This is a genomic window from Komagataeibacter swingsii (assembly GCF_003207895.1).
GTDB lineage: Bacteria > Pseudomonadota > Alphaproteobacteria > Acetobacterales > Acetobacteraceae > Komagataeibacter > Komagataeibacter swingsii.
Genome location: NZ_NKUB01000036.1, coordinates 1 through 22782 on the forward strand (window position 1 = coordinate 1; position 22782 = coordinate 22782).

Annotated in this window: 21 protein-coding genes and 4 pseudogenes; 14 read left to right on the forward strand and 11 right to left on the reverse strand. The window is 58.0% G+C overall.

Annotated elements, in window-relative coordinates:
- Positions 1–252: 252 nt before the first annotated feature.
- On the reverse strand, positions 253–651 hold the full coding sequence (locus CFR76_RS15455) for a VOC family protein (RefSeq protein WP_025440113.1): 399 nt from the start codon (positions 649–651) through the stop codon (positions 253–255).
- Positions 652–720: 69 nt separating this feature from the next.
- Here CFR76_RS15455 and CFR76_RS15460 point away from each other — a divergent pair, with 69 nt between their 5' ends.
- Entirely contained in the window at positions 721–1440 is a 720-nt protein-coding gene (locus tag CFR76_RS15460) for a helix-turn-helix transcriptional regulator (RefSeq protein ID WP_041250531.1), read from the forward strand.
- Between the two features lie 223 nt (positions 1441–1663).
- Here CFR76_RS15460 and CFR76_RS15465 read toward each other — a convergent pair whose 3' ends face one another.
- A complete protein-coding gene (locus tag CFR76_RS15465; protein WP_025440111.1) occupies positions 1664–2578 on the reverse strand; it encodes a helix-turn-helix domain-containing protein in 915 nt (304 codons plus the stop codon).
- Positions 2579–2729: 151 nt separating this feature from the next.
- Between CFR76_RS15465 and CFR76_RS15470 the strand changes: the two genes are divergently transcribed.
- The gene (locus CFR76_RS15470) at positions 2730–3476 is read left to right on the forward strand and encodes an SDR family oxidoreductase (RefSeq protein ID WP_039732323.1); all 747 of its coding nucleotides are present in this window, start codon (positions 2730–2732) and stop codon (positions 3474–3476) included.
- A 49-nt stretch (positions 3477–3525) separates the two neighbouring features.
- Here CFR76_RS15470 and CFR76_RS15475 read toward each other — a convergent pair whose 3' ends face one another.
- Positions 3526–3990, reverse strand: a complete 465-nt coding sequence (locus CFR76_RS15475; RefSeq protein ID WP_025440109.1) for a nuclear transport factor 2 family protein — start codon at positions 3988–3990, stop codon at positions 3526–3528.
- 102 nt (positions 3991–4092) lie between these two features.
- Positions 4093–5301 carry an MFS transporter gene (locus CFR76_RS15480; RefSeq protein WP_025440108.1) on the reverse strand — a complete coding sequence of 403 codons (1209 nt, stop codon included), beginning with the start codon at positions 5299–5301 and terminating at the stop codon, positions 4093–4095.
- A gap of 105 nt (positions 5302–5406) precedes the next feature.
- Here CFR76_RS15480 and CFR76_RS15485 point away from each other — a divergent pair, with 105 nt between their 5' ends.
- The 6 genes from CFR76_RS15485 (at position 5407) to CFR76_RS15510 (ending at position 9851) form a co-directional block, all read left to right on the forward strand.
- Positions 5407–6054 (forward strand): TetR/AcrR family transcriptional regulator, encoded by a 648-nt coding sequence (locus CFR76_RS15485; protein ID WP_025440107.1) that lies wholly within the window; start codon positions 5407–5409, stop codon positions 6052–6054.
- A 150-nt stretch (positions 6055–6204) separates the two neighbouring features.
- Positions 6205–6966, forward strand: coding sequence for an SDR family NAD(P)-dependent oxidoreductase (locus tag CFR76_RS15490; RefSeq protein ID WP_025440106.1), 762 nt, complete (start codon positions 6205–6207; stop codon positions 6964–6966).
- 31 nt (positions 6967–6997) lie between these two features.
- Positions 6998–7450 carry an SRPBCC family protein gene (locus tag CFR76_RS15495; RefSeq protein WP_025440105.1) on the forward strand — a complete coding sequence of 151 codons (453 nt, stop codon included), beginning with the start codon at positions 6998–7000 and terminating at the stop codon, positions 7448–7450.
- On the forward strand, positions 7447–8160 hold the full coding sequence (gene bdcA, locus CFR76_RS15500; RefSeq protein ID WP_025440104.1) for an SDR family oxidoreductase: 714 nt from the start codon (positions 7447–7449) through the stop codon (positions 8158–8160). Before CFR76_RS15495 ends, bdcA begins: the two co-directional genes overlap by 4 nt.
- A gap of 49 nt (positions 8161–8209) precedes the next feature.
- Positions 8210–9100, forward strand: coding sequence for an aldo/keto reductase (locus CFR76_RS15505; RefSeq protein ID WP_025440103.1), 891 nt, complete (start codon positions 8210–8212; stop codon positions 9098–9100).
- Positions 9101–9203: 103 nt separating this feature from the next.
- Entirely contained in the window at positions 9204–9851 is a 648-nt protein-coding gene (locus tag CFR76_RS15510) for a glutathione S-transferase (protein WP_025440102.1), read from the forward strand.
- A 102-nt stretch (positions 9852–9953) separates the two neighbouring features.
- Here the strand turns inward: CFR76_RS15510 and CFR76_RS15515 are convergent, their stop codons facing one another.
- Positions 9954–11114 carry an MFS transporter gene (locus CFR76_RS15515; RefSeq protein ID WP_041250530.1) on the reverse strand — a complete coding sequence of 387 codons (1161 nt, stop codon included), beginning with the start codon at positions 11112–11114 and terminating at the stop codon, positions 9954–9956.
- Between the two features lie 72 nt (positions 11115–11186).
- Here CFR76_RS15515 and CFR76_RS15520 point away from each other — a divergent pair, with 72 nt between their 5' ends.
- Both CFR76_RS15520 and CFR76_RS15525 read left to right on the forward strand, forming a co-directional pair.
- A complete protein-coding gene (locus CFR76_RS15520; protein WP_235721299.1) occupies positions 11187–12008 on the forward strand; it encodes an AraC family transcriptional regulator in 822 nt (273 codons plus the stop codon).
- Between the two features lie 166 nt (positions 12009–12174).
- Entirely contained in the window at positions 12175–12912 is a 738-nt protein-coding gene (locus CFR76_RS15525) for a hypothetical protein (protein WP_235721298.1), read from the forward strand.
- Positions 12913–13313: 401 nt separating this feature from the next.
- Here the strand turns inward: CFR76_RS15525 and CFR76_RS18525 are convergent.
- From CFR76_RS18525 to CFR76_RS15540, 5 genes and pseudogenes are all read right to left on the reverse strand, one after another.
- Positions 13314–13949 (reverse strand): annotated as a pseudogene (locus tag CFR76_RS18525) (IS91 family transposase); the annotation flags it as partial.
- A gap of 87 nt (positions 13950–14036) precedes the next feature.
- Positions 14037–14285 (reverse strand): annotated as a pseudogene (locus tag CFR76_RS18885) (tyrosine-type recombinase/integrase); the annotation flags it as partial.
- A gap of 89 nt (positions 14286–14374) precedes the next feature.
- On the reverse strand, positions 14375–14710 hold the full coding sequence (locus tag CFR76_RS18845; RefSeq protein WP_235721297.1) for a phage integrase N-terminal SAM-like domain-containing protein: 336 nt from the start codon (positions 14708–14710) through the stop codon (positions 14375–14377).
- Positions 14652–15356: pseudogene (istB, locus tag CFR76_RS15535) on the reverse strand (IS21-like element helper ATPase IstB); the annotation flags it as partial. The pseudogene istB and the gene CFR76_RS18845, both read right to left, overlap by 59 nt.
- A 123-nt stretch (positions 15357–15479) precedes the next feature.
- Positions 15480–16379, reverse strand: a complete 900-nt coding sequence (locus CFR76_RS15540) for a LysR substrate-binding domain-containing protein (RefSeq protein WP_025440094.1) — start codon at positions 16377–16379, stop codon at positions 15480–15482.
- 148 nt (positions 16380–16527) lie between these two features.
- Between CFR76_RS15540 and betC the strand changes: the two genes are divergently transcribed.
- The 3 genes from betC (at position 16528) to CFR76_RS15555 (ending at position 21720) form a co-directional block, all read left to right on the forward strand.
- Entirely contained in the window at positions 16528–18060 is a 1533-nt protein-coding gene (gene betC, locus CFR76_RS15545) for a choline-sulfatase (RefSeq protein WP_025440093.1), read from the forward strand.
- A 10-nt stretch (positions 18061–18070) separates the two neighbouring features.
- Complete coding sequence (locus CFR76_RS15550; RefSeq protein WP_041250554.1) at positions 18071–20473, forward strand: TonB-dependent receptor; 2403 nt, start codon at positions 18071–18073, stop codon at positions 20471–20473.
- An 89-nt stretch (positions 20474–20562) separates the two neighbouring features.
- Positions 20563–21720 carry an MFS transporter gene (locus CFR76_RS15555; protein WP_341871532.1) on the forward strand — a complete coding sequence of 386 codons (1158 nt, stop codon included), beginning with the start codon at positions 20563–20565 and terminating at the stop codon, positions 21718–21720.
- 5 nt (positions 21721–21725) lie between these two features.
- Here the strand turns inward: CFR76_RS15555 and CFR76_RS15560 are convergent, their stop codons facing one another.
- Positions 21726–22331, reverse strand: coding sequence for a hydroxyethylthiazole kinase (locus tag CFR76_RS15560; RefSeq protein ID WP_025440090.1), 606 nt, complete (start codon positions 22329–22331; stop codon positions 21726–21728).
- A 347-nt stretch (positions 22332–22678) separates the two neighbouring features.
- Here CFR76_RS15560 and CFR76_RS18540 point away from each other — a divergent pair.
- Positions 22679–22782, forward strand: a pseudogene (locus tag CFR76_RS18540) (IS110 family transposase); the annotation flags it as partial.

Genomic DNA, 22782 nt, shown 5'->3' on the forward strand with positions numbered 1-22782 from the left:
GCGTCAGATCTCCCTCAACCATATCCTGCACTGGTCACGCTTCAGACGAATACATCAGGCAAAAGCCTACGCCTCTCACATCAAAACACAACTGTAGTGTTAGGACGACGTAAAGCTGTCACGAAACCGAGACACCGGGCCTAAATGACCGGTTTCTTCAGGTTAGTTCCCAGAACTAGGTCGTTCGCCTCCCCTCCCCCCGCTTTCCTGTATGTTGTCTATAGAAATAACAGACCGGTTGGCCACCCGTTGTCACCGGGTTCCGAAACGGGCGCGGGCGGCTTTGGTTAACGGCATAAACAGGCTGATGATCGTGCCCTCGGGATCGCGAAACTGGGCCGTGCGGTTGCCCCATGGTAGCAGCTTTGGCTCAATCACAACGTCCACCCTGTTTTTCAGGCGTGCGAATACGGCATCCACGTCATCAACCCTGAATTCCAGAATTGCGGTGCGGTTTGCCCCCGGTTCGGCAGTTCCTTCCCTGAACAGGGCGACCGTCTCGGCGCTACCGATCGCGAGTGTCGCGCCAGGGGTGACGATTTCGGCAAACTGGGGTGCAAGCCATTCGGCAGGCTGTCCGGTCACCAATTCATAAAATGCAACCATGGCGTTGATGTCAGCGGCAATCAGGCGGGTAGAGGCAAATTTCATCGGGCGGTTCCTCCATAAGGTTGTGTTTGCCGTCTTGTGGCACAATCATGCTGACAGCATCCTGTCAGCATGATTGCAAAGCCCTTGCGCAGTACCGATCGCCTTTTTCAGATCATCCAGATCCTGCGCCGGTCGTCGCGCCCCGTCACGGCGCGGGCGCTGGCTGGGGAATTGGAGGTCTCTACGCGCACGATCTACCGCGATATCGCGCATCTGATGGGGCAGCGCGTGCCCGTTTCAGGTGAGGCTGGCGTTGGATACGTGCTCGGCTCCGGATACGACATGCCGCCGCTTGCGCTGACCCCGGTGGAAATTGAGGCGATCGTTCTGGGCGCGCAGTGGGTAGCAGCCCATGGCGATGAAATGCTTGCACGTACGGCATTGGACGTTCTTGCCAAGATTGCGGCAGTCGTGCCCGAGCGCCTGCAGCCATTTATCATTGCGCCGAGCACTGCGGCGAAGCTGCCTCTTGATGCGTCCGAGGATACGGTGGACGCGGCGGACTTTCGATCTGCAATACGTAAAGAAATGAAATTGCGCCTGCATTATTGCGATCAACGGGGTACGCTAACCGAGCGTACGGTATGGCCAGTGGTTCTTGGCTATTCGGATACCACGCGCGTACTGATCGCTTGGTGCGAACTGCGACAGGACTTCCGTCATTTTCGTACGGACCGGATAACCGTAGTAGAAAAGCTGCATGAGCGGACAGGTGAACCATACCACCGACTGCTTCGCCGTTGGGAGATATGGCGTGCATCGGAACTGGCTCGGCTCAAGTCCCATTAATTCGTTGAACAGCGCTGGATGTCGTGATCCGCAACGGTTTTTGATGCGAAGACACCCAGAAATCGTATGGCCAGCATCCCATCGAAGGAGAACCGGAAATCAAGACTGAAAGTTGCGCATTGAGAAAAACAGCGTCTAAAGGCGACCTTTTAGGTCTGCCTTAACCGCTATCTGGTCAAGGAATTTAAAGCAGGGAGGTAAATAGCCGCCTTATCCGTCTTCATCATAGCTTCCTGAAGTCGCGTGGACTGATGCCGGTTTCCCTGCGAAACATCTGTGCAAAATGGCTCGCACTCTCATAGCCACTGGTCAGGGCGATCTCGATGATGGACCTGTTGGTCTGTGACAGAAGCTCCTTCGCATGGTCCACACGCCGCCGGATAAACCAGCGTGACGGGCTTTGCCCCATGGTGTTGTGAAATGACCGGCTGAAATGAAACCGACTCATCCCGCACAACTTGGCCAGAAAATCGAGGTCGAACGGTTCGGCGAGATGGGCCTCCATATGATCCAGCGCCTTACGTAGCTTCCACGCTGGCAGTTGTGCGGGTCTGGACGTGAGCGAAGGCTGTGTCTGTGCATAATGACGTAGAAGATGGACGGTCAGACTTTCCAGAAGTCCATTCACAAATAGCGAACTGGCCGAATGAGGCGTCTGGATCTCGGCCGTAAGGCCTGTCAGCACGCCAGAGATGAATGCGTCCTGACCACCGGAAATGTCGCGCATGGAGAGCCGGGACGAATTAAGCCCCAACGATCGGGCGGCCCGGTTCACCAGAGTAAGCCCCAGATAAAGATGCAGGACTTCAAACGGACGGTCCGGATCGGCCTGCCAGCGCATGAGATAAGGCGCATTGGTCTGTGTCAGGAAGAATGATCCCGATCCGACCTCACTTTTCGTCCATTCACCGGTCAGTTCTCGTTCCTCGATCTGCGCTTCTCCCGAGATGATCCAGACAAGTAAGGGCTCGGCCACGGCCGGGACCAGCACTTCATCTTCGTGTTGCGGTCGGCGGAATATCTGCGCCTCTGCCTCTTTCCATGCCCCTCCCTGGCTTTGCGCGATCTTTCGGCCCGGAATACGGTCCTCGAGGGCATAACTGGCGGCATGCAGCGAAGAACGATGCGGATGCAACATCCGGTTTACCTTTCAGCCGTGCCGTGAATTGTCCCGATCAACTTACAAAATCGCAAAATCACAATGGTTTCAGCAAGATTACGAGAGAAGCCAGTTCCCGTAGTCTCTACATGTTTTCTGATCTTTTTAAACAGATTGTGTGGAGATTATCATGAGTATCAAAGGTAAGGTCGCTCTTGTTACCGGAGCCTCCAGCGGGATAGGCGCGGCAACAGCACGCAAACTTGCGACAGAAGGCGTTATTGTCGGTCTGGCAGCACGGCGCAAGGACCGTCTGGACGCACTGGTGACGGAAATCACCGAGGTAGGCGGCAAAGCCGTTGCCCTTCCAACCGACGTGACAGATCTGGCGTCATGCAAGGCTGCGGTAGATTTCCTCATCGCCCGGTTCGGCAGGATTGATGTGCTGGTCAACAACGCGGGCCTGATGCCCCTGTCCAACGTTGACAGCCTGAAAGTGGATGAATGGCAGCGTATGGTGGACGTAAACGTGTCTGGTGTCCTCAATGCAGCGGCGGCGGTTCTTCCACAGATGATCGCACAGCATTCGGGCCATATCTTCAACATGTCCTCGATTGCGGGCCGGAAAGTCTTTACCGGTCTGGCCGTGTATTGCGCCACCAAGGCCGCCGTCGCAGCGTTCTCCGATGGACTCAGGATGGAGATCGGGCCAAAGCACAATATCCGCGTCACCTGCATTCAACCGGGTGCCGTGAAGTCGGAACTGTACGAGCAGATTACAGATGCCACTTACCGCAAGCAGATGGATGATCTGGCTGCTTCCATGACCTATCTGGAAGGCGAAGACATCGCTGACACGATCCTGTTTGCGCTGAACGCACCATCCCGAATGGATGTCGCAGAACTGTTTGTTCTGCCCACCGAACAGGGATGGTGAGGATCGGAATCATGAAAGAACTTTGGCGAGAGCAATTTCTTTCAGGACATTAAAGTCCAAGGTCGGACAGCCCCGGATGATCGTCGGGGCGTCTTCCCGCAGGCCAATGGAACAGTCGGTCTCCGGCCTCTATCGGCAGGTCATTGATCGATGCGACCCGGCGGCGCATAAGCCCGGCGGTATCGAATTCCCACAGTTCATTGCCATAGGACCGGAACCACCGACCCGCATCATCATGCCATTCATAGGCAAAACGGACAGCCATACGGTTATTGCGGAAACCCCAGAGTTCCTTGATCAGGCGGTATTCGCGCTCCCCGTTCCATTTGCGTGTCAGGAAGGCCACGATCTGATCGCGCCCATGGATGAATTCCACCCGGTTGCGCCATTGGCTATCCACTGTATAGGCCTGCGCCACCTGTTCCGGGTTCCGGGAATTCCAGGCATCTTCGGCAAGCCGGACCTTGCGTGTCGCACTTTCAATATCAAAGGGCGGGAATGGCGGTCGTGACATGGATAAGTTCCGTATGGTTGAGCAGGGTTAAAAGTGATGGTGAAAGCGATAGCCCCACACAGGGTAGAAGAGAAGGACGCCTTTGACACCCCCATTGCATCCTTAGCTTTCATGCCCGAGCCGGTGGCCGGGTCGAAACCCATGGGACCGGGCCTGCCATGCGATCAGGAAGCCGACAGCGACAAGCCCCATCACCGCCCAGGGGAACGATGCCGCCCCCCATGTATCGAGCAGCGCGCCACCCAGAAGGCCCCCGCCGGCGATGGCACTGTTCCACGCTACGACATTCATCGACAGCGCGACGTCCGCACCATCGCCGGCCGCATCGGCCAGTGCTGTCTGGAGCAACGTCGCGGCCCCGCCGAATGTCAGCCCCCATATCGTGACACCGATCATAATCACCGCAGGCGACGCTGATCCGATGGCGAAAGCCCCTGCCACGACCGCGAATATGGCAAGGCTGAGCAGGACGGACAGGCGCAGGGCGTGATCGACCGTGCGGCTGGTCAGCCAGATGCCGACAAGGGCCGCGCCCCCGAACAGCAGCAGGATGCGATCTGCCTGTCCCGCCAGTCCGGCCGGTGTCACGAATGGCACGATGTAGGTATAGAGCACATTATGCGCGAGCATCCAGGCCATCACCACGCCCAGAACGGACCGCACGCCCGGCATGTACAGAACATGCCGGAACGGTAGACGCTCGTCATGTGCAGCCCCTGGAAAATCAGGAACCTTCGCCAGCACCCATGCGATCAGCAGCACGGTCAGGCCCGACATGATCCAGAAAGCCAGCCGCCAGCCAACGGCAGCGCCCAGCCATGTCCCGGCGGGAACCCCCAGCGAGAGCGCGATCGGCGTGCCCACCATGGCAATCGCCAGGGCACGGCCCTGCTGGGCGCGCGTCACCATCCGGCGCGCATAGCCGGCCAGCAACGCCCAAGCGAGACCCGCCGCCGCCCCCGCTCCGTACCGGGCCACAAGGGTCGTGCCGTAATGCGTCGAAAACGCCGTGATGGAATTGAATACCACGAAGCCTATGATCGCCAGTAGCAGGACCTTCCTGCGCCGCCATCGCTGCGTGGCGAGGGTCAGCGGGATCGCTGCACTCAGCGAGCCTATGGCATAGGCCGTCACCATCTGCCCGGCGAGCGCCGGGGAAATATGCAGACCCGCACCGATCTGAGGCAGCAGACCTGCCGGCAGGGTTTCGGTCATGATGCAGATGAAGCCGGTCATGGCCAGCGCGAGCAGGCCGGCAATCGGAAGGCGTGCGTCGTTTTTTTGCGTGGGCACTGTGATGGTCGGGTTCATGGGGCGCTCATATATGGATCGTTTGATACATATATAGGGCGATAGCAGCCTTGGCAATCACTTATGGATCACTTAATATGGAAGTCTTTCGGAAGGAACGATGACATGGCGCGGACCGGGCGTCCCCGTGAGTTTGACCGCGACAGGGCGATTGATGCCGCCACGGCGCTTTTCTGGGCGCAGGGGTATGAGCCGACTTCCCTGACGCAGCTCAAGGCCTGCATGGGCAACATTTCGCCCGCGAGCTTCTATGCCGCGTTTGGCTCGAAGGAAGCCCTGTTCCGCGAAGTCGTGCAGCGTTATCTGGCCACATACGGGCAGGTGATGGCGCCGTTATGGGATGAAAGCCTGCCCCCGCGCGAGGCCATCGAACGGACGTTGCGCAGTTCGGCGCGCATGCAGTCCGCCCGCACACATCCAGCCGGGTGTCTGGTCGTGTGCGGTGCCAGCAACTGTTCACCTGAAAACGAACCTGTCCAGGCGCTTCTTGCGGCGGAACGACAGCGCACGCGCACCGGCATCAGGGCCTGCGTAGAACGCGCTATTGCCAATGGTGAATTGAACGCATCCCCGGCGACAGATGTGCTGCCCGAAATTCTCACGACTTTTTTCCACGGCATGACATGCGAAGCCCGGGACGGGATGCGTCCGGACACTCTGGATGCGGCCGTCACGTCGCTGCTGACATTGTGGGATATTAACGCGGTGAAACGGGGAACAGCAAAGCGGCCCAAGAAAAAGCCGACGGACTGACAGCGGCGAGACGATCGGGACCCGGCACGAAAATTCCATATCGGTCGGTCCACAAATCCTTGACCCTGCTTCATGTCCCTATTATGGATCAGTCGATATGGAAATGGTGTCTTCGGAACCCGACGCCATGCCTTTTCAGGGAATCCGATCATGAGCCCATCAAAAATCGCCCTCGTCACGGGTGCCAATCGCGGCATCGGCTACAGCATCGCCAGGCATCTGACGGCCGCCGGCATCAGCGTGATCGGCACTTATCACACCAATGAAGACGAGGCGAAGGCTGCTGAAACCGCCCTCAGCCATGAGAACGCGAAGCTGCGCATGCTGTCACTGGACATCGCGAACCACGCGTCATTCGGGGATTTTGCAGAGCAGGTCAAAACCCTTCTCGCAAACGAGTTCGAGCAGCAGACACTGAATTACGTTATCCAGAACGCTGGCAACATCATTCATACACGCTTCGATGCCGCGACATCCGAACAGCTCGACAATCAGTATAACATTCACTTCAAGGGCCCTTATCTGCTGACGGTAGCCCTTCTTCCACTGATCCGTGATGGTGGCCGCATTCTCAACATCACCTCTGCCGCGACGCGCTTCTACCTGCCGGATCATGGGCCCTACGCAGCCATGAAAGCTGCAACCGAAGTCATCTCGCTCTATATGGCAAAGGAACTGGGCGCGCGGGGCATTACCGTCAATGCGGTCGCCCCCGGCGCGGTGGCATCAGACTTTGGCGGCGGTCTGGTCCGTGATGATGCCACGGTCAACAGAAGCCTCGCAGAGATCACGCCGCTGGGGCGTGTCGGCCAGCCCGACGACATCGGGGCTGCAGTCCGTGCCCTCCTGTCTGACGACATGCACTGGGTGAATGGCCAGCGCATCGAGGTGACGGGCGGCCAGTCACTTTGATCCCACACAGAAAAGGGCAGGGGGAGTCCGTATGATCAACGTTATGGCCAGCAGTGTCATCAATGCACCCGTTTCGTCCGTCTGGGGGCTGATCCGTGATTTCGGCACCCTTGGTCGCTGGTTGCCGGGCGTGAAAAGCTGCGTGATCGAAGGCGATGATCCCGGCGACCGTGTCGGCGCAATCCGACGTGTTGAAATGGGCGATGTCGGTGTGATCCGTGAACAGCTTCTGGCGCTGTCGGACGTGGAGCATGCGGTGACGTTCTCGATCATTGAATCGGCGCTGCCGATCCGGAACTACCGCTCGACCATCACGCTTCTGCCCATAACGGATGGCGATCGCACGTTTATCCGCTGGCGCGGCCACTTCGAAGCGGCTGCCGAACACGCAGCCAGCATGGAGGCCCGGATGCCGACATACATCTACCAGCCAGCCTTCGACAGGCTGGCGGCAATTCTGGCGTTGAAAGAAACACGGTCATGACCAGCTTTCATGGAAAATCAGTCCTCGTGCTGGGTGGCAGTCGCGGGATTGGGGCCGCCATCGTGCGTCGCTTCGCAACGGATGGCGCGAAAGTCATTTTCACGTATCTGTCTTCCCCTGACGACGCCCAGGCATTGGCGGCCGAGACCGGAAGCAGGGCCCTGCGCGCCGACAGCGGCGACCGGGATGCCCTCATCGCGCTGATCGCCTCGCTCGGCCCCTTGGACGTGCTGGTCGTCAATTCCGGGATTCTTGGCGCGGGTGATCCACTGGACATGCCGCCGGATGCCATCGACCGGCTTTTCCGCATCAATATCCACGCGCCTTATCACGCGGCGGTTGCTGCCGCACGAAATATGCCCGACGGCAGCCGCATCATCCTGATCGGCTCCGCCAATGCAGACCGGATGCCGATGACTGGCCTTGCCGCCTACAGCGCCAGCAAGGCGGCACTGAAAGGCATGGTCAAGGGGCTGGCGCGTGATTTCGGGGCGCGCGGCATTACCGTCAACGTTGTCCAGCCCGGCCCTACCGATACCGACATGAACCCTGCCGATGGGCCGCTGAAGGACGTGATGCACGACTTCATGGCGATCAAGCGCCATGCCACGGGCGCGGAGATCGCGGGGCTGGTCGCGTATCTTGCCGGGCCAGAGGCCGGCATCATCACGGGGGCTGCATACAATATCGATGGTGGCTTCGCAGCCTGACGGAATGACTGATCCCCACCCATTCGCTGGAAAAAAAGGAATGAGGACCATGACCCATTCATCCGCTAATGCCGCCGACGCGGGCACTTTCAGCATTGGCGGCGATCTCGCCGTTCATCGGCTTGGCTTCGGCGCGATGCGCATCACAGGCCCGGGCATATGGGGACCGCCTGCCGATCACGACGAGGCCATCCGCACGCTGAGGCGCCTTCCCGAACTCGGCGTCAACTTCATCGATACGGCGGATTCCTACGGTCCCGATGTCTCGGAATGGCTGATCAGGGAGGCGCTGCACCCGTACCGCAAGGACCTCGTGATCGCGACCAAGGGTGGTCTGACCCGTTCGGGACCGGACATCTGGAAGCCGGTCGGGCGGCCGGAATACCTGCTACAGCAGGTGCACAAGAGCCTGCGCAATCTCGGCGTCGAACAGATCGATCTGTGGCAGTTGCACCGGATCGATCCCAAGGTCCCGGCCGATGAACAGTTTGATGCGGTCAGGTCCTTCATCGACCAGAAACTGATCCGTCATGCGGGACTGAGTGAGGTTTCCGTTGACGACATCAAAGCGGCGTCAAAGTTCTTTGACGTAGCAACCGTCCAGAACCGCTACAATCTCGTCGATCGCACCAGCGAGGACGTGCTCGACTATTGCACGGCGCAGAACATCGGGTTCATCCCCTGGTTTCCGCTCGCCGCGGGTGACCTCGCGAAGCCCGGCTCAATTCTGGACACCATGGCAGGCAAATACGGCGCGCACCCGAGCCAGATCGCACTGGCCTGGGTCCTGAAACGCAGTCCGGTGATGCTGCCAATCCCCGGCACATCGAAGGTCGCGCATCTGGAGCAGAATGTCGCTGCTGCCAGCATCACACTGTCCGATGAAGATTTCGCGGCACTGGATGCAGAAGGCCGCAAGGCGTTTCAGTCATCGCGGTAGGGGAGAGGCCCCGGACAGTCACCGTTCCAGTGCCGAGAGGCCGAGGTGATTGTTCGGACGGACCCCTGACATTTTCGCTTTCGATGCCAATAAGGCTGCTGCAATGAAAATTTACGACTGGCCCACAGGACCTTATCCAGCCCGTGTCCGGATTGCCCTGGCAGAAAAGAATCTCCAGTCCAGCGTCGAATTCGTGCCGGTCAACCTGTGGAAGGGGGAACACAAGAGACTTGCTTTCCTCGCCAGGAATTATTCCGGAACGCTGCCAGTTCTTGAACTGGACAATGGAATTTGCCTTGCTGAATGTACGGCGATCACGGTCTATCTTGATGCGCTCGCCGGGGAACCGACACTGACCGGTCGAACCCCGCTTGAAAAAGGCGTGATCCAGATGATGACAAAACGCGCCGAGATCGAGATGCTGGACGCCATCAGCGTCTATTTTCATCATGCCACACCGGGTCTTGGTCCCGATGTGGAAGTCTACCAGAACCAAGAATGGGGCCTGCGCCAGCGCGATAAGGCCCTACGCGGGATGCATTACTTTGATGGGGTGCTGAGAAAACAGCCTTTCATAGCTGGTGATGCTTTCTCGATGGCGGATATCGCAGTCATCGGGGGTTTTATATTCGCCAAAGCCGTAGAATTACCGATCCCGCAGGAGTGCGAAGCACTTTTAACCTGGTTCGCGCGGATGCAGGAGCGTCCAAGTGTCCGGGCGCAACTGGCAATTGTTCCGCCAAAGCACTGACGCGCAAAGTAACCCCGAACGGATAGATAGCGTCTGTCCTCATTCGGGATACCCGGATATTTCCAGAAGGAAGCTGAAAGCAGACATTCGTGGCGGGCTGTATCATTTCTGATAAGTGCGCTGGATCAGCACCGTAACCACAGCAAGCAAGCCTGCGCTACCAGTCAGCAACGTCAGGAGCGCCGAGACAACGCCGAGCTGATCGATCAGCAAACCTGTAATCCACGGTAGGATACCGCCAAGCAGATAGCCACCCGTCTGGGTTAGCCCGGCCAGCCGTGTCGCCTCTGATCTGTCGCGCGCGAAATCCAGAGGCTGGAGGAGCGCTACCGGGAACAGGCCTCCTGTCGCAATCCCGATCATTAAAGGTGCCAGCCATGGCACCGGCTTTGCGAGCAGCAGGCTAAGTGACCCCAGGATGGCGAGGCCGGAAAAAATCAGGGCGGCTTTGATGGTTGTAAGTTTCAGAGCGTGCATGATGACATGCATGCCAAAACTGATGCCCGTCTGGAACAGCATCATGATGGCGACAAGGAAGCCTGTCATATGGTCGGAATATCCAAAGGCACCATACAGCGACGGCAGCCACGCTATTGCGACGTAATTGATCCCGGCCTGAAGACCGAAGAACAGCGTCAGTCCAAGAATGCCGCTCCGGCTGATCGTGAGAGAGAGCTGTGACGCGGAGCGCGCAGGCGCAGCAATATCTTCACGCCATAGTATCCAGCAAAACCCGGCGAGTGCCGTGGGAAGCGCCCAGAAAGCCAGACCCAGCGGCCAGCTCCCGGTGGCGTCACTGATGCGGGGCGTTCCGAAAGCGGCCACGGCCGATCCCACGCCCATACTGGCGGCATAGACGCTCATGGCCGCAGGCGCGCGAGAGGCAAACTCACCCTTGATGAACCCCGACAGCAATGGCCGGATGATCGCGTCGCCTACGCCCACCCCGACGGCCGTGAAAAGCAGCAGTCCATAGCTGCCACCATCGAGGCGAAGGAGCAGGACGATCGTCAGAAGCGCCAATGCCATTATCATGGAGCGTTTCAGGCCAAGTCGCCGTTCCAGCATATGCCCAAGCGGAGACAGGCCGCCCATGCACAGGACTGGAAGCGTGGTCAGCAAGCCCAGTTCGGCGTTGGAGATGGCAAGAGTTCGTTCGATCCGGTCTAGGATGGGAGAGAGGGACGCAATTCCGGTACGCAGGCAGATACTGGCACCGAAGATCATCAGCCAGGGCAGAAGCGTTTTGGCGGAACGTGTCATGCCCTCTGCTATACAGGCTGATTTTTTATCCGGCGCTCGACAGGATGCCATAAACTGTCGAAAATATGCCAGATGAAGCAATCCCGATCCCTGCAGGCCAGCAGTCTTGCTGATCGCACGCCTCCTACAAAGCTACGTCCAGTGCGCGTGCATGCGGAGCATCATGTGGAAGCTGCGGATGTCGAACCTCATTGTCACACTGACCTCGGGCAGCTTCTGGCGACCACGCATGGCGTAATCCGCGTCACGACGGAAGATAACCAGTGGCTGGTACCGCCCGGTCGGGCGCTCCTGCTGCCACCGGGTGTGGTGCATGCCGTTCACAGCCCCAAGGAAACCAGGCTGCGTGCCGTGCTGGTTGCACCGCAGATGTGCCGGGATTTTCTGCCAGCCTGTCGCATCATCGCCCTTACAACGCTGTTGCAGGAACTGATTGATGCGGTTGCCAGATGCCCGGCAGATTATCCCGTTCCTTCACCGGCGTCGCGCATGGTGGCGGTGCTGCTGGACCAGATTGCATTGGCACACTCCGAACCTCTGGGTGTACCGCGTCCTTCGGATGCACGGCTGCGGCGTGTCACGGATGCGCTGATGGCCTCTCCGGCGGATGGCCGGTCACTATCCGAATGGCAGGATGTGGCTGGGGCCAGCAGCCGGACGCTGGCCCGGTTGTTTGAAGCTGAGATTGGCATGAGCTTCAGTCACTATCGTCGGCAGGTGCAGATGCAGGCCGCCGTTGGCATGCTGTCATCAGGACTGCCAGTTGGAGAGGTCGCGCATGCTCTTGGTTATTCCACGGCATCCGCGTTTGCGTTTGCATTCCGCAAGACACTGGGCAGTCCGCCCAGTCGATTTCGTGACCAGGTTGAATGGTCTGATTATCAGTCTGTGTAATAATGAAAGATTTCGTTTTTCGTCGAAGACACTTGGCCGTGAGACGATAAGTCCGACCGACTGTTTTCGTCCTCTTGCGGGGCGTCAATTATAATTATCGGACTTCCAGTAAGCGGAAGGTGTTATTAAAAAAAGGCTGCAGAACGAATTTACGGATGTTTGTATTATGTCGACGATTGATCGTGTAATAGCGTTAATATCGCTCGTTTTCGCTATGATTGCCGCGATTGCAGGAGGATTTAGTGCTTTTTATGCATGGCGTGCAGTAGGCGAAGCTCACATTCAATCAATGGCATCTACTAAACAGACCGCTATCGCGCAGGACGCATTATTTTCCCAAACCCGGCCTTGGTTAAAAATATTATCCATTACGGATACTTCCATTTCAATTTACTCTGATGAAATAGGATCTGTCTTTAAATTTAATGCTCATCCAGCGTACAAAAACCTGGGGTTAGGGTTAGCTGAGGATGTGCAATTTTTCGCAAAAATTTACGTGATCGGGGCTGGTCCGGATCCGAGGCAAGCCTGCAAAAACTTCGCAAAAAACTTTGATTCAGATGGCGACCTCGTCTTTCCTCAGGAAACCAGTAACGACGGCGGTTATATCACTTTTCAGTCATCATTCGAAGATCTAAGAAACGAAGCGGCTAGAGTGTTAAGTGTGCAGCAACAACGTCAGGTATACCTTGGTGTGGTTGGCTGCCTTCTCTATCGCGGCTCTGGAAACGGGTCTGTGCTTATTTCTGGCTTCAACGGAACGATTGATCTGGATAAGGACGTCAAGTCTAAAATCGAAGTTTCCGATCAGATGTATTTGTCTCCTTATACAGCGCTACTGCAAGCCCCTCGAAATCTTGCGCTAAGCGTGCATGTCCATGACATGAATTACTGGGCCGAATAATGGTCCTCGTGTCTGCAGCCTGAGACCGAGCAGGGATTTGCGCAGACGTCTGTTTCTGCGGGTTCATACCGGAAAGCAGACATTCCGCTCTCATGAAGGGTTTCGGGCGCCGCGAGGCGTACGAAAGTCTGGAAAGACCGAACCCGCGATACGGGGTCTCAGTTATGGGGAATTTGCAACTGGCGCCCCCCCGGGGGGAGATCTCTGAGCCAGAGCATACAGGTGTGTTTGTGGAACTGGCACGGGTTTTTTATGACCGGATCTGCATGACGCGATGACAGAACTGGCGGTGCAGACAGCGATTTTTCCGGGTTTTCCTGTGATGTTTACAGGAACCTCTGTTTGCCGGAGCGGAGCCACTCCGGCATCGGAATCGGTCATGCTATGGCCTCCGCGGGCTGTCATGGTGATCCCCCGGCCGGATCAGTCGCCCGGTGCGGCTCTCGGGACTGGCACCATCGGGGAAGGATCTGGATGTTGATCATCGGACCACCGCAGTATGGGCACGGCGGTGGCGTGACCGGTTCGGCTTTCGGGCCTTCTGGCGTTGGTGTGGATATGACATTCAGCAGTTCCCGCATCCGGGCGAGGCTGGCCTTGCGGCTGGAACTGGCCAGCAGGCCATAATGGCGGATGCGATGAAATACCCGTGGCAGGACATGCAGCATGAAGCGGCGGATGAACTCATCCGTGGCGGGTGTCATGATCTTCTGCTGCTGGTGGGCCGCGCCCCGCCGGTAGTCCTTGTAGCGGAACGTCACACCGTTTTCGTTGAACGCCAGGAGGCGGCGGTTCGAGATGGCGACACAGTGGGTATAGCGCGACAGACAGGCCAGTACCGCTTTGGGACCGGCAAATGGTGGTTTGGCGTAGACGACCCAGCGCGTGCTGTGCACAGGGGCCAGATACCGCATAAAGGCACGCCGGGCTGCCAGAGGGGCAAGCTGCCCCCAAAAGGCCAGCCGGTCGGCATCGGAAAGTGCGCGCAGCCGGGTCAGGAACAGGCGGCAGAACAGTTTGCCCAGCCTGTCGAGCGGACTGATGATGGCCCGCACGGTCCGTGTCGCAACTTTTGTATAAAGGGCCGTGGTCTCCAGAGGGGAATGACCCGGCAGCACCTGGATTACGCGGATATCGACACCATCCTCAAGCCGGTGCGTGGCAAAGCTGTGCCGCAAGGTATGAGGCCCCGCACGTCTGGTGCTCGAAGCAGCCCGCGCGGCATCGACAACCACACAATGGAGCTGCCGTGTGCTGATGGGCCTTATGGTGTCCCGCCCAGGAAAAAGCCAGCCACTGGAATGCATCACGCCCTGCTGGCGTCCGGCCTTCCACCACTCCCGCAGCAGGGGCAGAAGGTCTGCCGGAAGCATGGCGTTGCGATATCGTCAGCCTTTGCCCCGTTCGACCCGATGCTTGAGGCAAGTGGTCGCGTTGAGCAGACGGGCAACCTTATCGCGGCTCAGCACGACAGGCAGGTTGCGGGGATGCGCACCCGGACCAACTTGCGTGCGAGGTCGGAGCAGTCGAGTGTTCGGGTGAAGAAAAAACGTAGGGCCGACACGATGACAGTCATGGTCGGTGTCGGCATCCCATCTTCGTTCTGCGCAATCTGGAACTGGCGTACATCCTCGGCTGTTGCCGTATGGGGTGAGCGGCCCAGAAACGTGGCGAAACGGCCGACATCGCGAAGGTCATTGCGCTGCGTCTCCCGGGAGAACTGCCGCACCGCCATGTCATCAAGCAGGCGCTGGCGAAGGGGACTGATTGCAGCAATGCACAGGGACTCTGTCATCATCCGGCTCCTTCTGGTGGGAAGAAGATCTGTCCTTTCTGTTTTTTGACGCGGCAGTGCTGGCTCGGAATCTGTAGCTGTTATTTCCTGTCTCGATGATATGACAGTGATGGGTTAGCCGATCGAGGAGCGCCGTCGTCATCTTTGGGTCACCAAAGACGTCTCCCCATTCACTGAAGCTCAGATTGGTTGTGATGATGACACTGGTGCGCTCGTAGAGGCGGCTGAGCAGATCGAACAGCAGGGCGCCGCCAGACGCGCTGAAGGGGAGATAACCGAGTTCATCAGGGATCACGAGATCCAGGCGGAGCAGCCTGTCGGCAATCTGCCCGGCCCGGTTGGCGGTCTTTTCCTGTTCGAGCGCATTGACCAAGTCGAACGTTGACCAGAAGCGCGCCTTCTTGCGGTGATGGGTGATCGCCTGGATGGGCAGCGCGGTCGCCAGGTGGGTTTTCCCGGTTCCCGGACCGCCGATCAGCACGACATTTTCAGCACGCTCGATGAAGTCCCCGCTATGGAGCTGGCGGATCATGGGCTCGTTGACCTGCGTATCGGCAAAGGAGAACCCGGACAGATCTTTATAGGCGGGGAACCGGGCGGTCTTTGTCTGGTAGGCGATGGAGCGCACTTCGCGTTCGGCCAGTAACGCGATATTTTCTTCTTCTCGGCCATAGGGTTTATGCTCCGGTAAACCCAGGGTAGTTCAGTTTCTGGAAGAAGCCGAGCTGGACTATTCCATCTGTCCTGGACAGGTTCTTGCCGGACATTCTGGTCAGATACTCATGCGGCTGAGGTTGACAAGCCAGTCACAGAACAGCTCAGCCTGACTACTACGCGGTGTGCGGGCCGTCAGCACATAGCCCCGGCGACTTCTGAGTGGTTTCTGCCAGACTTTGACCAGCACGCCGCTTTCCAGACAGGTATCAACCAGCGGCCGCCACCCCAGCGCGATGCCTTCCCCTTGCATGGCAGACTGCAGCAGCAGGGGATAGTTGCCAAAAGCCCGGAAACGTGCCGTCTGCTGGCTGCCCCGCACTGACGGGTTCGGGTCCATCCGGGCAAACCAGTCCGTCCATGTAAACCACAGGTTCTCATGTCCATTCAGGTGTAGAAGATGTGCACGTCCCAGATCAGCCAGTGTCGTAAAGGGACCATGGGTGCGCGCGTACGCGGGACTGCATACAGGATAGACTTCCTCCTCAAACAGCGTAACGCGGTTTTCGCCTGATTTACGGACGGCAGCCTCAAACAGGATGGAGACATCCGCCGTTATCCCCAAGGGGGGCTGGGCCTGTAGCGCTTGGGTTGTCAGGATCTGGATTTTTATGCCCGGACAGATTTTTTCAAAATCCGGCAGACGGGAAATCAGCCAGTTGGCGGCAAAACCATAATCTGTCAGCACATTCAGGACTCTATCCCGGCTAACGGCCGTAGCCTGTTCTAGCGCAGTCCTGATGGTAGCCCGTGCTTCCGACGCCGCGGCAACTAGCGTGCGGCCAACCTCGTTCAGCGCAACCCCGCGATGTCTGCGCATGAACAGCGGCATACCAACGACACGTTCGATATGGCCAATCTGCTGGCTGACGGCGGGCTGGGTCATGCCCAGTTCGGCCGCAGCAGCGCTGAAACTGCCTAGACGGCCCGCCGCTTCGAGCACCCGCGCATTACCCATTAGATAATCAACTATGTATCCTGTCATAATTATTAATTATACCACGCATAAGAACAAAATGACATCACAAACCACATTAACTGATGCATATTAATTTCATACACAATTCACTATCGTAATACGTTGTATATTCGTGAGATAGAGACCCATGCTCGAGCAGCAGTCCAACCGTCCCAATTTCCTTGTGGTGCTGGCAGATCAGCTGACGGCAGCGCTGCTTCCCGCAGTTCTGGGCGGTCGCGATCCATCGCCCGTCATCGTCCCCAACCTGACGGATCTGGCAGGGCAGGGCGTGGTGTTTGGTAACGCTTATACCAACAGCCCATTATGTGGTCCGTCGCGGGCGGCGTTCATGAGCGGCCTCCTGCCCACCATAAGCGGCGTGTATGACAATGCCTGTGAATGGCACGCCGATACTCCGACATTCGGCCACCGGCTACGACTTGCAGGGTACCGGACGATCCTTTCGGGCAAGATGCATTTTGTCGGGCCGGACCAGTTGCACGGGTTTGAGGAACGCCTGACAACCGATATCTACCCTGCCGATTTCAGCTGGGTGCCTGACTGGCTGCACCCGGAAATCCGGCCGGACTGGTACCATTCCATGGATTCAGTTCATCAGGCCGGTCCGGTCGTACGCAGCAACCAGATCGATTATGACGAGGAAGTCGCCTTCGCCACCCGCCGTAAGCTGTATGATCTGGCCCGCACGCGCGATGGGCGTCCGTTCTGTATGCTGGTCTCCTTCACCCATCCACATGACCCATTCAATATCGGGCAGGAATGGTGGGACCGGTATGCTGGTGTCCCCATTCCGTCGCCCCAGGTAGATCTGGCACAGGATCCTCATCCCGCCGTTATCCGCATACGTGAGGCGTGCGGCATTACGGCCGACCCCGCGACGCCACAGGCAGCCCTGCGTGCGCGGCGGGCCTATTTCGGCGCAATTTCGTATATCGATCATCAGGTAGGACGGCTGCGCGCGGTGCTGCAGGAAACGGGGCTGGACCGCGACACGGTGATTGTATTCACCAGTGATCATGGTGAAATGCTGGGCGAGCACGGTCTGTGGTACAAGATGTCCTTTCATGAAGGGGCGTCGCGCGTGCCGCTGATATTCAGTGGCTTGGATTTTTTTCGCCCTCGCATTGTACGCGATGCGGTCTCGCTGGTGGATGTGGGGGAGACGCTGTGCACACTGGCGGGAGCGCCACCTGCACCCCGCACCGATGGCCGCAGCCTTGTTCCCCATCTGAATGGATTAGGCGGCCATGATGGCGTGTTTGGCGAATATTGCGGGGAAGGCACGACAGCGCCCGTGAGCATGATTCGCCGCGCCCAATGGAAGTTCATCCATACCCCCGGCGAACCCGACCAGCTTTTCGACCTGAACGATGATCCGGATGAAACCCGCAATTTGAATGGCAGCAATGCTGCGGCAGCCATACTGGCGGCCTTCAGGGAAGAAACGCATAAGAAATGGGATTATGCCCGCATTACCCGCGATGTCATTGCCAGCCAGCAACGGCGGCAACTGGTCAGCCGCTCGCTGGCGATGGGGACCTGTACCCACTGGGACTACCAGCCTCCGCCCAATGCCCACAACGCATACATCCGCAATCACAAGCCTCTGGAAACGCTTGAGACTGAAGCGCGGCTTTATCCTCCCAGTGTCCGGTGAGACATTCGCCATGAACCGTATTCCCACCCTGTCATATGTGACGACATTCGTCTTCGCCCTTTCGGCTGGCACGCTACCCTGCGTCTGTGCATCCTTTGCGGCAGACCTGACCGATACCCAACCCGCCGCAAAACGGTCAAAATCGTCGCGCTATGCTCCCGGAACGACGATGGCCAGCGACAGACCTGCAAGGAAAGACGCAGGTGGCGTGGAGGAAATAACCGTCCGTTCCACGCGGCGGACCCAGCGATCAAGCACCATTCCTGCCTCCATCGTCGCCCTGTCTGGCAACACGTTGCAGACTACGGGCGTGCGGGATGCCCTGACCCTGGCCCATGACGTTCCGGGGCTTATGGCCGAAACCACATCAGGCTCCGCCAATCCGCGCTACCGTCTGCGCGGTATCGGCACGAATGACTTCTCGGCCAACATGACCACGGCGGTCGGCGTGTCGGAAGATGACGTGTTTCTGGACAGTGGGGCCTCGCAGGGGGTACCGATCTATGATCTGGACCATGTCGAGGTATTCCGTGGACCGCAGGGCACATTGCAGGGCAAGAATACCACAGCGGGCACCGTCAATTACTATACCAAACGACCCACCAATCATCTGGACGGCTACGTGCGGGGCACGGCTGGCAATTATGGGCGGCTGGGGGAGGAAGGGGCGATTGGCGGCCCTATTGTCAAGGATCGCCTGATGGCGCGCTTTGCCATCACCAACCAGGATTTTTCCGGCCAATACCATGATAGTTACCGGAAGGAAGATGCCAACGGTTACCAGTATTACGACATGCGTGGCGAGATACTGGCCAAGCCCACTGATAATCTGAGCATACTCGTCAAAGGTCATATCGGGCGTAACAAGACCGATGTGGAACTGGACCATGTGGGCCTGCTGGCCGGGGGGAAGGATGATCAGGGCTATGCCCAGACATCGGCCCGCAACCTGCAGAACAATGGCCGGAGTGACGCGACAACGCGCCGGTCGGGTCTGTCGGTCAATGCGCAGTACGCCTTTGCCCATGGCTGGACACTGACGGATATTTTCGGGCTGGAATGGAATCACTTCAATGTCTTTTCCGACGATGACGCTAGTCCTGCCCCGATCGACTATCAGGAAAACATCGGCGGCGTCGCGCGTGTGCTGAGCAATGAAATCCGCGTTGCATCGCCCCAGAGCAAAAAGATACGCTACATCGGCGGTGTCTATTACATGCGCAACCTGACCCAGTCCTACAGCCAGCAGCCACTCTACAGCCCGGTTGATTTTGGCGCGGGCGGCAACGCGTCCAGTTTCAATATCAACACACAGGATGCAGCCGTATTTTCCGCTATTTCGGTTGACCTGATGCCCCGGCTGACGCTGGATGTCGGCGCGCGTTTCACATCGGAAACCCGTCAGGCCAATGGCGAGGCGTGGGCCTATGCCACGCAGGCTGGCAGCCCCTATAATACATCCGACCGGGTGCTGACCTACATCAACACCAACACGAACACCTATATCGATCCCGCGACAGGCAGCGCCATCAGCGGTCCGACGCTGAAAAAGACGTTCAACAGGGACAGCGAGGACGCCAGCCTTAAATACCGCTTCAACAGCAACATCATGGGCTATCTCCGCTATGCGCGGGGGTTCCGTACTGGCAATTACAATACCTATGTTGCCACGGCGTCTGATTTTAGCCTGTATAACCCGGAAACGCTGACAGACTACGAAGGTGGAGTCAAAGCTCGGCTGTGGAAGGGACGCGCCCAGATCAACCTGAGCGGCTTCCATTACGACTACGACAACATGCAGGTCACGATCTTGCAGAATACCGGTACGCACACCACCAATGCCGCCAGCGCCGTATCCAACGGCTTCGAGTTCGAGGGGCAGGTGCGACCGCTAGATAATTTTCTCGCGACATTTGGTGTAACCTATCAGGACGCCCATTACACCAGCTTTACCAATGCCAGCGCGCCCACGCCGTTCAATGGCGGCAATCCGGTCAATCTGTCCGGACAACCGCTGGAGCGCGCGCCACGTGTCACCGCCAATCTGCTGCTTAGTTACACATTGCCCGTCTCATTCGGTGACTTCGCTTTCCAGACAGACTGGCGTTACACCAGCCGTTACCGTTTTCAGGCATGGTCGGACGCCACGCCCACCACACCGGGTGCGCTGCTTTCATCCGCGCAGGCACAGGCTCTTGTCCGCAACGCTTTTTCACAGAAACCAGTCCTTATGGGCAATGTGCGCGTAGCCTGGCATTCGCTGGACAAGAAAACTGAAGTGTCCTTCTGGATGCATAACATTACCAATCAGTTGACTTATACTAATGCATTTGGGGAATTTTTCAACGGCAATATCAGCCGCTATCCCGGTGAACTGCGCAGCTTTGGCTTTGAGGTCTTCCGTTCCTTATGACCAGTACCAACGAACTCCGCGCACCAGCGGAGACTGCCGGACGATGGGAATGGGTGGGTATCAGCGCCGCTGACTGCGCGGCCCATAGCATGAACTCGCTTGGACCGTTCGCGGTCAGTGCGCTCATGACCGACCTGCATCTCAACACTTTTCAGGCAGGAATTTGGAGCACGGTCGAAATGCTGGCCTATGCTGGGGCTATGTTCGGTATCTCGCCATGGGCTGCGGGTCTACACCTGCGCCGGGTGGCGCTGGTGGCAGGTATCATGGTCGTCGTGGCTCAAGGTACTTCTGCCATTGTGGCCAGCTATGGTATACTACTGGCACTGCGCCTACTGGCCGGGACGGGACTGGGTATGTTGAATGCTGTGGTCAATATCGGCACTGCCCGGTCTCATGCGCCCGCACGCAGGTTGTCGCTGGTCATGATCGTGCAGACCGTGGTGTTCACCATCGCCAGCCTGCTTCTGCCGCAGGCGACGGCACTCGGGGGCAGGGCAGGGGTATTCGGCTTTCTGGCGCTGCTGGTCGTCTTCCTCCTACCCCTTATGGGGTTTACGACCTCCCGATCGAGCATACCCCGGTCTCATCGTGTGTCCATAACCCGGTCAGGCGAACGGTCTTGTGTCCATCCCCGGTTCATTATTGCCGCCGTTGTTTTCTATACCAGTGGCAGTCTGGCCATATGGCCATTTTCCGCCCATGTGGGGCATCTGGCTGGATTGACGAATACGGCGTTTGGCTGGCTTGCAGCGGTTGCTAATATAGGTGGTCTTGCAATGTGTATCGCAGGCTCGCTGTTGGGGGATGGTAGGGCAGCCTTCCGTCTGCTGGCACCCGCCGTCCTCCTAACCGCGCTGGCTTGTGTCGTGCAGGCCGTTCCGTGGAGCATTCCCGCCTTCTGCACGGCGTTCCTGCTTAATTATGCACTGTGGTTTTTCATCTATCCCAATCTGATCGGCATCGCTTGCCGCATGGACCCGACCGGCAGGCTGGCGACCCTGTGCAGTGGGGGGTGGATGATATCACAGGCCAGTGTGACCCCGCTTTCCGGGTTGCTGGGACGCAATGGGCATTTCCTTGGCGTTGGGCTGCTGGGCATGGGCAACTGTCTGGTCAGCACCCTGCTGGTTGTCGGTCTTTATTTTAGCATGCATGGTAGGACTCGTAATCGCTCCATGTCCCAGCATCGATCGTGTAAAAATAAGCAGGTATATGTACGATCAGGACTAGATACCTATTTTTAGGGATCCTAAGGCAAATCAACCTCGATCACCGAGAGATGATCGATAAACGCGATCGCGAAGCTGGCGGTTTCGCGGGCTGCACTGGCTCTATGCGCGGCTTCGGCATACAGCGCATGGGCCGCAGCTACCGCTTCTGGCTTGGATCCCGCGTTGGCAATAACGCCGCTGTAAGCACCTAGTGCGCCCCGCCCCGGTGACATAAGTGTCAGGCGAGCGTCTCCCCCGGAAAGGGTCAGAGTGGTCACACCATCGGTGATATAGTCTACCGGACCGCTGACTGCGGCAATCGTGCCGGTGCGCGCGGCCAGATTCTGCAAAAAAGGTTGGGCTTGATCGGATGTTAACGTGGTATCGATACCGCGCCCGCTACCTGTGCCGTCGGCCAGGGCGATCAGTTCCGAAGCATTATCCCGGATCGCGGTCAGGCGGAACGTCAGCAGATCCCACACGACCTGATCGTAGGCTGGCGCGTCAGTCCCGACCGCTAGCAGGACGTTGGCCGACAGGGTGGCGGCGATGTAATTCGTGATGCCGTAGCAGAACGGCTTGCGTGCTTTGAAGCACATGAATTCCTCACTTACGCTCAGGGATGTCCAAGAACGCGCATCCATTACGATCCTTTCTGTTTCACTAGGCCATACCGGCCAGCATTGGCCGGTTCATAGCCGATCGGTTAGCTGTGACATGCCACTGAGCACGCGGGATCGACGGTCCATCCGTTCATCGGATCATCATACAGGCGCCTGAAGGGAAGATGGGTCGCCGCCGTGGCCAGAGCCAGCCTCGCCGCAATACAGAATCGGCATGCAGTCTGATTGACGCGTCCAGAACTATCGTATGGCTTGTGTCTGCCTGCATCCAACCGGCTGTTAATTTTCACTGAGAACTGATGGTGTGGACGGCTCCCTGTGGTCCTGAGAGGATGCTGAGGAGTTGAATGTCAGTGAAGGAAACCATCATGCGTCAGTTGGTCCGTATCGGCATGGATACCTCGAAAAAAGTGTTTCAGCTCCACGGCGTGGATGCCGAAGAGCGGGTTGCGCCAAGCCGGAAACTGAGCCG